Below are 15,539 nucleotides of genomic sequence, written 5' to 3'. Positions count from 1 at the left end.
TCCCAAATATCTCCTCATCTATCTGTTCATATATCTCACTTACGAGACTACATCCAAGGTTCAGTACCCGTTTGTGCACCTCCTGTGACAGATCTGCTGTATCTCTTTCCCCATCAAGGAGCTCTTTTACAATTAATTCAATCTCTCTAATATCTTTCTGAATAAACTGTAGTATACTGTTGTACATGGAAAGCACCACCTTCTCTTAGATTATTTTCTCGCAAATCTAATCTTATCATGAAGATGATGCTTTCCCTTTTCTTATTTTTCCGAATCTTTATTTACTCTACTAACTTTTGCAATACGCACCATGAATGGAAATGTTAGAATTTAGAAGGGTTAGAGATTTGGTGGGAGATAGATAGCTCTTTTGACAGGGCAAATGTAAAAAATGTGAAAGCCCTTACATTTAGTCAAGATTTGCAAGTTTTTATAACATATATGAACTGACAAAGAATAAATTGAAATGTATGATATAAATGTCAAAGTAATAAAGCCCGAAAACCAAGGGGTTACGGGTTAGGATGGAGGGTTATATGGAACTTAGAACAGCATGCTCGCCTAGAGACGAGAAATACTACGATACCAAGAGACTTAGAGAAGAGTTTCTTATCGATGACCTTTTCAAGGCTGATGATATCAAGCTTGTTTACAGTCACATTGATAGAATCATTACAGGATCAGCAGTTCCTGTAAATAAGGAGCTAGTGCTTACAGCAGGAGATGAGCTTAGAGCTGAGTACTTCCTTCAGAGACGTGAGATGGGCGTTATCAACATCGGCGGCGCAGGTGTAATCACCATTGATGGCAAGAAGTACGATGTGGATTACAAGCAGGGAATGTACATTGGTATGGGTGCAAAAGATATCTCTTTTGCCAGCAAGGATAGCTCCAAGCCAGCCAAGTTCTACATTAACAGCGCACCAGCTCACAAGACATATCCTACAGTTCTCATTAAGAGAGAGGGAACACCTGAAGAAGGCGTTGTAATCATCAAGGATGAGAATAAGAAGGAACTGGGAAGCCTCGAGGGTGCTAACCACCGCGTAATTAACAAATACATTCTTCCAGGCCAGGTTGAGACCTGCCAGCTGGAGATGGGTATGACAGAGCTTAAGCCAGGCAGCGTTTGGAACACAATGCCATGTCACACACATGACCGCAGAATGGAAGTTTATCTTTATTTTGATATTCCTGAGGATGCCTTTGTAATGCACTTCATGGGCGAGCCACAGGAGACAAGACACATCATCATGAGAAATGAGCAGGCAGTTATCAGCCCTAGCTGGTCAATTCACTCAGGATGCGGAACACAGGCTTATACATTCATCTGGGGAATGGTTGGTGAGAACCAGGACTTCGACGATATGGATGATTGCGCAATGCAGGATCTTATGTAAAGATCAGAACCTTATAACTATTACGAACACAATTTAGGAGGGAATTACAATGGGAGACTTTTTAAAGAACTTTTCACTTGAGGGAAAGGTAGCATGGATCACAGGTGCTTCATATGGTCTTGGTCTTGCTTATGCAGTAGCATTTGCTGAGAGTGGAGCTAAGATCGTTTTCAACGATATCAATCAGGAACTTGTAGATAAGGGCCTTGAAGAGTACAAGAAGCGCGGAATCGAAGTATACGGAGCAGTTTGCGACGTTACTAACGAGGAGCAGGTGCAGAAGTTTGTTGCTGACGTTAAGGATAAGGTTGGTTCAATCGACATCCTTGTTAACAACGCTGGTATCATCAAGAGAATTCCTATGCACGAGATGACTCTTAAGGAGTGGAACCAGGTTATCGATGTTGACCTTACAGGACCATTCGTATGCTCAAAGGCAGTTCTTCCTGATATGATGGAGAAGAGATCTGGTAAGATCATCAACGCCTGCTCAATGATGTCAGAGTTTGGACGTGAGACAGTATCTGCTTACGCAGCTGCTAAGGGCGGACTTAAGATGCTTACAAGAAATATCTGCTCTGAGTATGGTCAGTACAACATTCAGTGTAATGCTATTGGACCTGGCTACATCGCAACACCTCAGACAGCACCTCTTCGTAAGAAGCAGGAAGATGGATCAATGCATCCATTCGACAGATTCATCCGTTCTAAGACTCCAGCTCAGAGATGGGGCAAGACAGAGGACCTTATGGGCCTTGCAGTATTCCTTGCTTCTCCAGCTTCTGACTTTATCAATGGTCAGGTTGTTTACATCGATGGTGGTATCTCAGCTTACATTGGCCAGGATCCATCCAACCTTGATCCATCCAAAATGGAGTTTGTAGACGAAGAAGACGCACAGTAATTTGATCAACAGCAGATTAATTCACAAGCATTTATGTGCTTGCACACTAAAATGCTTGTGAATTCAAGATGCGCCACACATGAGGAAAAAAGACATACGAATGAATATGAGTATGTCGATTTCCGAATGTGTGTAGCAATTACGAGAACGAAGAGAAGTAATTGCGGTGTTGATCACATAAAATATAGATATTTATAAAAAGAAAGGCAATTGAAATGGATAAGATTTGTGAAGAACTTTATAAAATTGGTATAGTACCAGTTATCGCAATTGACGATGCCAAGGATGCAGAGCCACTTGCAGAGGCACTTATTAAAGGCGGACTTCCAGCTGCAGAGGTAACATTCCGTACAGCAGCTGCTGAAGAGGCTATCAGAATCATTTCTGAGAAATTCCCTGAGATGATCGTAGGAGCAGGAACTGTTCTTAACAAGGAGCAGGCAGATCGCGCTAAGGCTGCAGGTGCTAAATTCATCGTAAGCCCTGGCTTTAACAGATCAAATGTTGAGTACATTCAGTCAATTGGTGTACCTGTAGTTCCTGGTACAGCAACTCCTGGTGAAGTTGAGCAGGCTATCGAGCTTGGTCTTGATTGCGTTAAGTTCTTCCCAGCTGAGCAGAATGGCGGAATTGCCAAGATCAAGGCTATGGCAGCTCCTTATACTAAGATGCACTTCATGCCTACAGGCGGCATCAACAAGAACAACCTCAACGACTATCTTGGCTTCAACAAGGTATTCTGCTGCGGTGGTAGCTGGATGGTTAAAAAAGATCTTATCGCTGCAGGCAAGTTCGATGAGATCGAAGCTATGACAAGAGATGCTGTAAATGCTATGCTTGGCTTTACAATGAAGCACGTTGGTATCAATGAGACAGATGCTGCAGCTGCTGAGAAGACAGCTGACATGTTCAATCTCTTTGGTTTTGGAACTAAGGTTGGCAATTCTTCTGTATTTGCCGGATCTGTAGTAGAGGTTATGAAGTCTCAGGGACGTGGAACACACGGTCATATTGCTATCGGAACCAACAACGTAGACAGAGCAGTATATCACCTTGGTAAGCAGGGCGTTAAGTTTGATGAGACATCCTTTAGCTTTGATGCTGATAACCACCTTAAGGTTGCTTATCTTGCAGAGGAGTTCGGTGGATTCGCTGTACATTTAGTTAAGAATTGAGAATTTCCACATAAACAATAGATTCAATGAATTAAGAGGAGAAAAGATATGTCAAAGAAAGTTGTTACATTTGGCGAGATCATGTTACGTCTTCAGCCAGATAATTATTTAAGATTTGTTCAGGTTGATCACCTTGAGGCTACATTCGGTGGCGGAGAAGCTAACGTATCAGTTTCACTTGCTAACTATGGCCTTGATTCAGTATATGTTACTAAGCTTCCTAAGCACGAGATCGGCCAGGCTGCTGTTAACTCACTTAGAAAGTATGGTGTTGATACAACAAAGATCACAAGAGGCGGCGACCGTGTAGGTATCTACTACAACGAGAAGGGTGCTTCACAGAGAGGTTCTAAGTGCATCTATGATAGAGCACATTCAGCTATCGCTGAGGCTACTAAGGAAGACTTCAACTGGGATGAGATCTTTGAGGGAGCTGAGTGGTTCCACTTCACAGGTATTACTCCAGCTGTAAGTGACAGCCTTGCAGAGATCACTCTTGAGGCAGCTAAGAAGGCTAAAGAGCATGGCCTTACAGTTTCCTGCGACCTTAACTACAGAGGTAAGCTCTGGAGCAAGGAGAAGGCAGGTAAGGTAATGGCAGAGCTTTGCCAGTACGTTGATGTATGTATCGCTAACGAAGAGGACGCCAATGATGTATTTGGCATCGCAGCTTCTTCTACAGACGTTACAACAGGTAAGCTCAACAGAGAGGGCTATATCGAGGTTGCGCAGAAGCTCACAGAGAGATTTGGCTTTAAGAAGGTTGCTATCACACTTCGTGAGTCTATCTCAGCTAACGACAACAACTGGAGCGCAATGCTTTACACAGATGGTCAGGCTTACTTCTCCAAGAAGTATGCACTTCACATCGTTGACCGTGTTGGCGGCGGTGATTCCTTCGGCGGCGGACTTATCTACAGCTGCGTAAACGGCTTCGATCCTCAGGCTACAATCGAGTTTGCTGTAGCAGCATCTGCTCTTAAGCACTCAATTGAAGGCGACTTCAACCTTGTTACAGTTGATGAGGTTAACAAGCTTGCTGGTGGAGACGGTTCAGGACGTATCCAGAGATAATAGGTATTTGATAATAGACTTAAATATATAAATAATTTATCAAAATATCATACATTCGAAATATTATTGTGGTCCCTTTGACGGTATAATGTACTCGTAGTATTGTGCATTATTACGCTCTGAGGGACCATTTCTATGAAAATAGAAAAATCCATAAACACATTGCTCCTGTTTGGAGCAGTGCTTGTTTTGCTGATAACTGCATATATGACAGACATAATAATAGTCAATAACAGCGTATCATTCACGTATAGTGGTGATATAAGCCTTACTGGCTCTAGGCTTTCTGACGTCATTTATGGAAAGGTCAATAAATCCGGTGTCTGGCAGAGTAGCAGAGGCTATGGCATCCAGTACGACTTTACCCTTTACAATAATGGAGAGTTTGATCTTACAAACTGGAGCATAACTGTTGATGTTCCAGCTGGAACTGTTGTAGAAAGTGCCTGGAACGTGGAAGTGGACGTTACTAATCCAGAGCATTTAGAGTTCACACCTGTTTATTACAACAATGTTCTGGAGCATAATGGAGATATTTCTTTTGGATTTATCCTGGACAGTACGGAAGATTACGATATTACTCAGATAAATGTCTTTGGATATGAATACTATGGCTCCGATAAGTCTATTGTTAGAAAGATTATCCTTGGACTTGTGATTGTCTGGGGAATCCTATTCGTAGGTTTCATCGTTACAAGGCTTAATCTAAAGAATTATAGAGAAAGACAGAAAAATGATATAAAGATAATTCTTCAGTCCATGAATACATTCATAAGCTTCATTGATGCCAAGGACCCTTATACCAGGGGTCATTCTAAGCGTGTTGCCATGTATGCTGCAGAGATTACTAAGAGAATGGGTCTTTCTGAAGATGAGGTCCAAAATGTGTACTACGCTGGTCTCCTTCATGATGCAGGTAAGATCAGTGTTCCTGATGCGGTTCTTAATAAACCGGGTAAGCTCTCTGATGATGAGAAAAAAGCTATTCAGAATCATACAATAGCTGGTGGTAAGATGCTTAAACAGTTTACAACCCTTAGAGGCGTAAGGGAGACAGCTCTTTATCACCATGAAAGATATGATGGAAAGGGATATCCTGAGGGACTTAAGGGAGAAGCTATTCCTCTGTATGCAAGAATAGTGGGCGTTGCAGATTCCTATGACGCCATGAGTAGTAACAGAGTATACAGAAGGCATCTTAACAAGGATGAAATCATGAATGAGATGCAAAAGGGCGCTGGAACTCAGTTTGATCCTAATATTGTCACCTATATGGTGGACATGATCAATGATGGATACGTCAATGTAGTTAAGATGGAGACCTATGACCAGGATGAAACAAGGGCTAATTTCCATCTGACAGAGGAGGATATTCCTACTCTTTACATGAGAATTTAACGAAATACAAAAAATATTTCTTGACATAGTTTTAACCATTACGTAATATTGAGTTATGAAATCGGTTTCAGACAGTCCCCAAGACGGAGCTATTATGGAGAAAGATAGACTGAACACCGCTAAGACCATAACTATCTATGATATTGCGGCGGAAGCAGGAGTATCTGCTTCTACTGTTTCTCGTGTACTAAATGGTAGTGCATCTGTTCGTAAAGAAAAGAAAGAAAGAATCCAACAAATAATTGAAAAGTACGATTTTAAGCCTAATGCTCTTGCGAAAGGTCTCTCTGATACTGCAACCAAAAGCATTGGAATTCTTGTGGCTGACGTAAGAAATCCATACTATTCAGAGCTTTTTGTGGCCTGTGAGAAGGCTGCAGAAAAGAAAGGGTATTCCGTTGCGCTGGTTAACTTCCACAGTTCCAAGGAAAGAGAGATGTCTCAGCTGGACGTGCTTGTACAGCAAAGAGCTGATGCTATTATCCAGATGGGCGGAAGAGTAGACGACCTTATTACCGATGATACATATGCTGAGAAGGTTAGGAAGATTTCTGGTACCATTCCTATCGTTATTACAGGAAAGCTTGATAAGACTGCAGTTCACAGCGTAGTTATCGATGAATCCCTTGGTATGGATATTGTGATGGATCACCTGATCAAGCTTGGACACAAGAAGATTGCCCTGGTTGGCGGCGAAATGAGAGTAGTTTCAACCTACAAGAAGTATCAGAGCTACAGAGAAGGTCTTGCCAAGTACGGCATTACTGAAAGAGGAGAGTACGTTGTAAGTAGCTCCTATGATCCTGAGGCTGGATATGAGGCCACTAACAAGGTCCTTGAGCTGGAGGACAGGCCAACAGCCATCATTACAATCAATGACTTTGCTGCCAGTGGTGCTCTCAGGAGTATTATGGATCATGGCCTTAGGATTCCTGAGGATATCTCCATTGCAAGCTTTGATAACACCTACATCGCTAATCTTACGGTACCTAAGCTTACAAGTATTGATTATAACTACAAGGATTATGGCAAGAAGCTTGTTGACACCGCTATCAAAGTTTCAAAAGGCCAGGAAGTGGCTTCAGTACAGATGGTTCAGCCAAGACTAGTGGTAAGAGAGAGTACAGGGCCAGTTCCAGTTTAGAATAATTGTATACAGGGTTTTTGTTAGTTTTTCACAAAAATTAGGGGAAGTTAATAAAATAACTTCCCCTTTTTGTTGCATATTGCCAAAAATGAAATCGGTTTCAAAAATTCCATTGACGTTTCTTGTGTATATGTGATTAAATAAATATATGAAATCGGTTGCAAATAGTAAACTTGCACAAATGGGGACTGCGAATTCACGATTTTTGTAATCGAGATTTAGTAAGTAGGAGGACATTATGAATAAAAGCACTAGTACATCTTCTACTACAGGAATTAAGAAGCGCGGATTTTTTGAGACACTTTGGAGATACAGAGTTCTCGAGCTGATGTGCTTACCTGCAGTAATCTTTTTCTTTATGTTTAGTTATATGCCTATGCCAGGTATCTGGGTGGCCTTTGTAAAATATAACTATCGTGACGGAATCTTTGGAAGTAAATTCGTAGGATTGGATAATTTCAAATTCCTCGCAGAGTCTGGTAAGCTCTTTGATCTTACTAAGAACACTATCCTTTATAATATTGCATTCATTCTTCTTGGTAATCTTCTTGCAATTATAGTTGCTATCTTACTTAATGAGATGCAGAGCAAGATGTTTAAGAAGGTTTCACAGACAATGATGTTCCTTCCATATTTCATTTCACAGGTTCTTGTAGGAATTCTTGTTTACAACCTTTTGAACTATGACTACGGTTTTGTTAATGAGATTCTTACAGCTCTTGGAAGAGAAAAGTGGGGACCATATTCAGACAAGGATGTATGGCCTGTAATTCTTGTAATCGTTCACTTATGGCAGCAAACAGGTTACAACTCAGTTGTTTACTTCGCGGCTATCATGGGAATCGATGCAGAGATCATTGAGGCGGCTAAGGTTGATGGAGCTAACGCTTTCCAGAAGATCAGATACATCATTCTTCCAGGACTTAAGCCTACAATCGTAATTCTTCTTTTGTTCGCTCTTGGTGGAATCGTTAGAGGTAACTTCGGATTGTTCTACAATATCATTGGTACTAACTCACTTCTTTATGAGAAGACCGATATCATTGAGACATTCGTTTATAGAGCAACTATTACAGACTTCAACTTCTCGACGGCATCAGCGGTTGGTCTTTATCAGTCACTTATCGGATTTGTTATGGTTATGACTGTTAACTTCATTGTTAAGAAGATCGATCCAGATTATTCATTATTCTAAGAAGGAGGAGCGTAGTAATGGCAAATAATAATCAGGTTGAAATGACCGGCGTTAAGGTTAAGCTTGGCGCTTCAGATATTATAATCAGAACTGTAGGATATGTACTGATAAGCCTTTACGCACTTGCTTGCGTATTCCCTTTCTTGATCATCATTGGTACATCATTTACAAACGAAACAGTTATCAGAGCGGAGGGCGTTAAGCTCATCCCTAAGGAATTTACAGTTAAAGCATATGAGATGGTAGTAAGAGGCGGAATGATCTGGAAGTCATATGGACTTACAATTACTCTTACAGCCTGCGGAACAGCAGTAGGACTTCTTATTATAGCTATGACAGGATATGCACTTCAGAGAAAGGATTTCCCTTTCAGAAACGTTATATCCTTCTACATTTACTTTACATCATTGTTTTCAGCAGGACTTGCTCCATATTACCTTCTGATGACACAGACTTATAAGCTCAACGACAGCTACCTTGCAGTATTTTTCCCACTGCTCATGTCACCTTGGCTTATAATCCTCATGAAGAACTTCGTTAAGGCGATTCCTCATGAGATCACAGAGTCAGGTAAGATTGACGGAGCTGGAGACCTTAGGATCTTCACAAGCCTTATCCTTCCAATGCTTAAGCCTGCACTTGCTACAATAGGTCTTTTCCTTGCACTTGGTTATTGGAATGAGTGGTATCAGTCATCACTGTTCCTTAGCAGTAGAGTAGCAGTTAAGCCTCTTCAGTGGCAGCTTTACAAGGTTGTTAACGAGACACAGGCCCTTAAGAACTCTATCGCTGGTCAGTATATCCAGCTTACAGATGTTCCTACAGAGTCACTTAAGATGGCAACAGCAGTAATGGCTACGGGTCCTATCGTATTCCTGTACCCATTCGTTCAGAGATATTTCATTGGTGGTATTACAGTAGGTGCCGTAAAAGGTTAAGTTGAGCAGAACTATCTTGTTACAGGTACAAAAACACGGGTATAATTAACTATGTATGTAACCCCGAGGGGGGTTCAGATATTTTTCTTAAAGGAGGATTGAAATGAAGAAAAAGTTATTAGCAACATTACTTAGCTTAAGCATGGTAATGGGTATCGTAGCTTGTGGTAAAACACCAGCTGATACTAACACAGGATCTGACAACAGTCAGTCAGGAAACACAACTCAGGGAACAGATTCAACTGGATCTGAGACAGCTTCTGATATCGATCTTTCAGAGCACGTTGTTATCACTTACATGACAACTGGTGGTGCTCCAGAAGGAAACCAGACAGATGAGATGCTTAGACAGCTCAACGAGATCCTTACAGAGAAGGTAAATGCAGAGCTTGAAGTTTACTACATCGACTGGACAGATTACCTTTCAAACTACAACCTTACACTTGCTCGTATGGATGGAACAGTAGACCTTGTTGGTACTGCTTCTGACTGGCTTGATGCTTGGCCAAATGCTAAGAACGGCGCTTTCCTTGAGCTTTCAGAGGAAATGCTTCAGACATACGCTCCTAAGACATGGGAGTCAGTATCACCTGAGCACTGGGATCTCTGCAAATACAACGGCAATATCTACCTTATGCCTGAAGATAACTATGCACAGTGGACTAACCACGGTTTTGCATATCGTCTTGACTGGGCTAAGGAAGCTGGACTTGCTGATGGCGTAAAGAGCTGGGAAGACCTTACAACATACTTCAGATATGTAAAAGAGACATATCCTGATGTTATTCCTTGGGATTCAGACGGAACACAGTATGCAACAATGGTAGGTGGATGGATCACATCTCACTCTAACTATGTACCTATCGATGGTATCAACGCTGGCGCTATGTGGGGCGGTTCTAAGGACGACCTCTACACAGTATATTCTCCTTACATGACAGATACAGATTCACTTGTTGAGTTTGCTAAGATGATGAAGGAATGGGATGAGATCGGCGTTTGGAAGACAGACGTACTTAACAACACATCTTCAGATAACAGAGAAGATTACAAGATCGGTCGTGTAGCAGCTGAGCAGCACCACACACAGACTTGGACAGATCTTTGCTCACACAAGGATGGTTACACAATCTATGACGATCCTAACGCAGAGACAGGCTTCTTCTACTTCGGTGAAGAGACAAAGAACGTTGTAGCTCTTTCTATCACACACGGTGCTATGGCTGTATCAGCAGCTTCTAAGAACCCTGAGAGAGCACTTATGGTTTATGACCTTATCAGAAATGATGAGGAGTGCTACAGGCTCTTCAACTATGGTGTTGAGGGTGTTTCTTACGAGATCACAGAAGACGGCATGAGAAAGACTCCAGACGGATACAACTCAGCTACAGACGGAATCTCAGTTAACTACTGGTGGGGACGTAACGACGACCTCGAGATCAAGGATTCTACACTTAACTGGGATGCTATCGAGAAGCTTTACAAAGAGTATGATGCAATCAAGATCGACTATCCATATGGTCAGTTCGTTCCTGATGTAGATGATATTCAGTCTAAGATTGATAACATCAACGATATCCACACAACATACATGAAGCAGATCGCATTTGGTAAGTACAACGGAACTCCTGAGGAGATTGTTGCTGAGTACCAGGCAGCTCTTCAGAAGGCTGGTATCGATGAAGTTACTGCAGCTCTTCAGGCTCAGTTCGATGCTCTTTACAAGTAATTGACAGGCATATAGAATTCGAGATCAGAATAGCTATATTTGATGCTTGATTTAAAAGGGAATACTGTTAATTTTTGGCAGTATTCCCTTTATTAAAAAGAAAAGGAAACCAAAATATAATTTGTGGTTTACTTAAGGCTTTTATTTCTATATATTTATTTGGCTTTAAACTCAAGTAAATATATAGGCACAAAAGCTTATAGTTATTGTTATATGGGAGATCATACTATGGGAAAATTTGAGATCAAGGATACTTTTTATTTGAATGGTGAGCCTTTTAAGGTTATAGCTGGTTCTTTTCACTATTTCAGAACTGTTCCTGAATATTGGACTGACAGATTGCTTAAGCTCAAGGCTCTTGGCTGCAATACTGTAGAGACCTATATTCCATGGAATCTTACAGAGCCCAGGAAGGGTGAATTTAATTTTGAGGGCTTCTGCGATGTGGAGAAGTTCATTCAGACAGCTACTGAGCTTGGTCTTTATATCATAATCAGACCTTCTCCATATATCTGCGCAGAGTGGGAATTCGGCGGACTTCCAGCTTGGCTGTTAAAAGACAGAAACATGCGCCTTAGAGTCAGCTACAAGCCATTCCTTGATGCAGTAGAGGATTATTATAAGGTTCTTATGCCTAAGATCACCAAGTATCAGATTGATAACGGTGGCAACATCATCCTCATGCAGATTGAGAATGAATACGGATATTATGCTAATGACCATGAGTACATGAAGTCTATGAGAGATCTTATGGTTAAGTACGGTGTAACAGTTCCTCTTATTACTTCTGATGGCCCTTACCATGAGAGCTACAGAGGCGGATATGCTGAGGGTGCCCATCCTACAGGTAACTTTGGATCCAAGACAGAAGAGAGATTCAATGTTATTAAGGAGTACACCAATAACGGACCACTTATGTGTGCTGAATTCTGGGTTGGCTGGTTTGACCATTGGGGAAATGGCGGACATATGAAGGGCAATCTCGTTCAGAGCACAGAGGATCTTGATAAGATGCTTGAACTTGGTAATGTCAGCATCTACATGTTCCAGGGTGGCACTAACTTTGGCTTCATGAACGGCTCTAACTATTACAACGAGCTTACTCCTGATGTTACAAGCTATGACTATGACGGAATCCTTACAGAGGATGGTCAGATTACAGAAAAGTATAGAAAGTACAAGGAAGTTATTTCCAAGTACGTTGATATTCCTGAGGTTGAGCTTAAGGACGATATCAAAAGAACTGCCTATGGTAAGCTCACATGCAAAGAAAAGGTATCTCTTTTCTCTGTAGTTGATGATCTTAGCACACCAGTACATCTTCCATACACAGTTAACATGGAGGAGCTTGATCAGAGCTATGGTTACATTCTCTACAGATCAAGACTTCATTCCGAGGCAGGAATTGCCAAGCTTAAGCTGTGGGAGACTTCAGACAGAGCCAATGTATTTGTAGATGAGAATCCACTTATCACTCTTTACGATCTTGAGCTTAACGATGAGCACAACATTCCTATGGAGAAGTACCTGGCATGCTCACAGCCAGCTCAGATGCTTGCTGGTAAGTTCATGATGGAGCATGGTCTTACTCCTGAGACAGCAGCTGCTGCAATTGGAGAGGCAGGTCTTTCTACAGGCACATTACAGGGCCTTAACGAGAAGTTTGATATTCTTGTTGAGAATATGGGTAGAGTTAACTTTGGACCTAGAATGGAGACCCAGAGAAAGGGTATTAACCGCTGCGTACAGATTAACGGTCATATCCACAATGATTGGGATATTTACACTCTGCCACTTGATAACGTGAATAAGGTTGATTTCTCCAAGGATTACAAGGAGGGAGTTCCAGCCTTTTATAAATTCACCTTCGATGTTACAGAAAAGGGTGATACATTCCTTGATTTCGAGGGATGGGGTAAGGGCGTAGCCTTTATCAATGGCTTTAATCTTGGTAGATTCTGGGAGATCGGACCCCAGAAGAGGCTTTACATCCCAGCTCCACTTCTTAAGGATGGCGAGAATGAGATCATTATCTTCGAGACAGATGGTAAGGTTAGAGACACAATCGAGCTTAAGGATGAACCAGATATCGGTTGATCATATTAGATAATTCAGATTTTGGCGGTTCCGAAATCTTGGATTATAGATAGTTTTTTGCTTTTTGTTTACAGGAAGAGGCTGTAGTTCACTGGTTGGACTACAGCTTTTTTCTGTGTTTTTATGCCATTATTAGCGTCAATCCATGAATCTAATCTTGAAAAACAATATAAAAATCGTGAGAAACAATATAAATATATCGAAAAACAATAAAAATATATTGACATTCAATTTTGGTAGGTGTATTCTCTGAAATATAAAGAATATTCTTTTATCAAAAACGGAGGAAATTAGTAATGGAAAGAGATAAGAAGGGCAGATACAGTGGAGAGACACTTAGCATTTTTGCAACCAAGGCATTCATCATAGTTCTTGGAATCGGAGCAGTACTAATGTGCATCTTTGGACCATCAATTGTGGACATCATTATGCACAAGGCCACTCCACTTCTTCCAGACATCATCAGATATTGGGTGATGTTAATTGGCGGATATATCTGCGCAGCATTATTATTTGCAGTTCTTTTCTTATTATTTGGATTAGTTGTAAGGATTGAGAGAGGAGAGGTGTTCACAACTCAGAACGTTAAGAGCCTCAATCTTCTTAGTAAGCTGGTGTTTACAGCTTCACTTTCAACTTTCCTTATCGGTGTCACCTGTACCTACATGATACTGATCATTACTCTGGCAGCTTCATTTATCACATCCATTATCTGTGTCATCAAGCACGCTTTTGCTAAGGCAGTTGAGATGAAGGATGAATTGGATCTTACAGTATAAGGAGGCGGCCATGATAAGAGTTAATTTGGATGTTGTAATGGCGATGCGCAAGGTTGGCGCAGGAGATCTGGCGGAGCGAGTGGACATTACTCCCGCTAATCTGTCTATTTTGAAAAATAATAAGGCTAAGGCAATCAGATTCTCAACCCTTAACGCTATTTGCAAGGAGCTGAATTGCCAGCCAGGAGACATACTTGAATATGTCGATGAAGACGAGGAGTCTTAAGGAGACGAAAATGGAAGAAACAAGAAATAAAAAAGTATTTGTTTGGGCGGCTATAGCCAGCTACTTTGTTGGATATTTCTATATTAAAGAGATTGCCTTTGAAAACGGCATTTTTCATGGGGTTACTAATCTGGGCAGACTTGTATTTGTAGTTCTTTTCCTTGGTCTGGTTGAGGTATTTGCTCAGAAGATGGGCGTTACCTACAAATCCCTACGAGAGAGGAAGGTGTCTATCGTAGAACCAGCGATTTTCCTTCTTTGCTGCATTTTACAGACCGTTGGTATTTTCATCCGCGGAGCTTTCTATCGTGATGATAGCCTGACTTTTCTTGTGATCATGATGTGGTATTTCACAATTATCTACTATATTCTTGCAAGAACCGGCTCATTGTCCGCAGGCAGAAGTGGAATACTTTTCCCACTGGACGGTTTTCAGGGATGCTTCTCAGTGCCTGTGTTTAACGGCTTTTTGAGAGCAACAACTCTTTTACCTAAGAAGAAAGCTGACACTCCTAATTATGTAGCACCTGCAGGCGCTGATACACCATCTAACGGGGCTATTAGTAACGATGGGCTTGAGATGGTAGACCTTAATGCAAAAGAGCTGTCTAATAAGAAGGAAGAAGAGAAGAAGAGTTCAGTTGGAATCATTGCGATCAGCGTAGGTATCGCACTTGTAGTATGCATCTATGCAGCAGCGCAGCTGTCTGCAGCATCAGATACCTTTAAGGGAATTGGTAATAATTTGCTTAATAGCATTGCACATATCTTTGATAAGGATTTCCTTCGCAAGGTATGGCATAATTTGTGGCTCTTTGTTATGTCTATTCCTGTTGGAGCTTATCTCTTTGCTCTGGTAGCTGGCTCCATCAAGAAAAAAGGCCCATATTGCCCAATGGTCCGCTTTGAATATGAGACAAGAGACTGGCACAAGCTTCCTGGATATTCAGCTTACATCGTAGTTGGCAGTGTGATCCTGATCTACACCTTGTTCCTTGGCTCAGCAATTTATGATTTTGTAACTCATCAGGGCCTGTTCGCACAGTCTGCCCACATTGCAGCGATGCGTGCAATAGGTAGCTTCTGGAGCCTTATCAAGGTTGTTCTTCTTAACATTGCCATTATTGCCGGCTCCTGTCTGTTCTCTAAGAAGGCCCTGTGGGAGGATAAGAAGACTAAGGGACTTATCACAGTTCTTTTCATCTATGCCCTTGGATTTGCAATCCTTGCAGCCTTCAACCTCTATGTGGGCTACATTGGCCAGTACGGATTCACACCAAGAAGACTCCTTTCTGGCTGGGTGGTTGGAAACGTTATCCTGTGGTGCATCCTTCTTATCATCCGTTTCTACAAGAAGATTCCTGCAGCCCAGATTGGAATCGTAACAGCTGCCATCACCTTCTCAATGCTTTGCTGCGCATTCCCTGCTGGGGTTATGCACTAAAAATAGCGAATGCGGATAAGACAGTTCTTATCC

General features: G+C 41.6%; 14 protein-coding genes. 13 read left to right on the top strand and 1 reads right to left on the bottom strand.

Going from position 1 to position 15,539, the window contains the following annotated elements; all coding sequences use genetic code 11:
* Positions 1–187 (bottom strand): hypothetical protein (locus T541_RS0113680; protein ID WP_026652972.1); only part of this gene is annotated, 187 nt, incomplete at its 3' end.
* A gap of 349 nt (positions 188–536) precedes the next feature.
* On the opposite strand from T541_RS0113680, the gene kduI reads away from it, so the two are divergent.
* The 13 genes from kduI to T541_RS0113615 all read left to right on the top strand — a co-directional run bounded on the left by kduI (position 537) and on the right by T541_RS0113615 (position 15,506).
* A complete protein-coding gene (gene kduI / locus T541_RS0113675) occupies positions 537–1,400 on the top strand; it encodes a 5-dehydro-4-deoxy-D-glucuronate isomerase (RefSeq protein WP_026653249.1) in 864 nt (287 codons plus the stop codon).
* A gap of 49 nt (positions 1,401–1,449) precedes the next feature.
* Positions 1,450–2,304, top strand: coding sequence for a gluconate 5-dehydrogenase (locus T541_RS0113670; RefSeq protein WP_026653248.1), 855 nt, complete (start codon positions 1,450–1,452; stop codon positions 2,302–2,304).
* 215 nt (positions 2,305–2,519) lie between these two features.
* Positions 2,520–3,479 (top strand): bifunctional 4-hydroxy-2-oxoglutarate aldolase/2-dehydro-3-deoxy-phosphogluconate aldolase, encoded by a 960-nt coding sequence (locus T541_RS0113665; protein WP_026653247.1) that lies wholly within the window; start codon positions 2,520–2,522, stop codon positions 3,477–3,479.
* Between the two features lie 48 nt (positions 3,480–3,527).
* Positions 3,528–4,553, top strand: coding sequence for a sugar kinase (locus T541_RS0113660; protein WP_026653246.1), 1,026 nt, complete (start codon positions 3,528–3,530; stop codon positions 4,551–4,553).
* Positions 4,554–4,688: 135 nt separating this feature from the next.
* Positions 4,689–5,951, top strand: coding sequence for an HD domain-containing phosphohydrolase (locus T541_RS20805; RefSeq protein ID WP_051538262.1), 1,263 nt, complete (start codon positions 4,689–4,691; stop codon positions 5,949–5,951).
* Positions 5,952–6,045: 94 nt separating this feature from the next.
* Positions 6,046–7,095, top strand: a complete 1,050-nt coding sequence (locus T541_RS0113650) for a LacI family DNA-binding transcriptional regulator (protein WP_026653245.1) — start codon at positions 6,046–6,048, stop codon at positions 7,093–7,095.
* 241 nt (positions 7,096–7,336) lie between these two features.
* On the top strand, positions 7,337–8,293 hold the full coding sequence (locus T541_RS0113645) for an ABC transporter permease (RefSeq protein WP_026653244.1): 957 nt from the start codon (positions 7,337–7,339) through the stop codon (positions 8,291–8,293).
* A 17-nt stretch (positions 8,294–8,310) separates the two neighbouring features.
* On the top strand, positions 8,311–9,231 hold the full coding sequence (locus T541_RS0113640) for a carbohydrate ABC transporter permease (RefSeq protein WP_081779977.1): 921 nt from the start codon (positions 8,311–8,313) through the stop codon (positions 9,229–9,231).
* 103 nt (positions 9,232–9,334) lie between these two features.
* Positions 9,335–10,960, top strand: coding sequence for an ABC transporter substrate-binding protein (locus T541_RS0113635; RefSeq protein ID WP_026653242.1), 1,626 nt, complete (start codon positions 9,335–9,337; stop codon positions 10,958–10,960).
* A gap of 228 nt (positions 10,961–11,188) precedes the next feature.
* Positions 11,189–13,057, top strand: a complete 1,869-nt coding sequence (locus T541_RS0113630; protein WP_026653241.1) for a glycoside hydrolase family 35 protein — start codon at positions 11,189–11,191, stop codon at positions 13,055–13,057.
* Between the two features lie 296 nt (positions 13,058–13,353).
* Entirely contained in the window at positions 13,354–13,836 is a 483-nt protein-coding gene (locus tag T541_RS0113625; protein ID WP_026653240.1) for a DUF2975 domain-containing protein, read from the top strand.
* 10 nt (positions 13,837–13,846) lie between these two features.
* Positions 13,847–14,062 carry a helix-turn-helix domain-containing protein gene (locus T541_RS0113620; RefSeq protein WP_026653239.1) on the top strand — a complete coding sequence of 72 codons (216 nt, stop codon included), beginning with the start codon at positions 13,847–13,849 and terminating at the stop codon, positions 14,060–14,062.
* A gap of 10 nt (positions 14,063–14,072) precedes the next feature.
* Positions 14,073–15,506: a DUF4153 domain-containing protein gene (locus T541_RS0113615; protein ID WP_026653238.1), complete on the top strand. Its 1,434-nt coding sequence runs from the start codon at positions 14,073–14,075 to the stop codon at positions 15,504–15,506.
* The last annotated feature ends 33 nt before the right edge of the window (positions 15,507–15,539 follow it).

The organism is Butyrivibrio proteoclasticus P6B7 (genome assembly GCF_000622085.1).
Taxonomy (GTDB): domain Bacteria; phylum Bacillota; class Clostridia; order Lachnospirales; family Lachnospiraceae; genus Butyrivibrio; species Butyrivibrio proteoclasticus_A.
The sequence above is the reverse complement of the archived record's forward strand: the minus strand, read 5'-3'. Positions and strand labels throughout refer to the sequence as shown.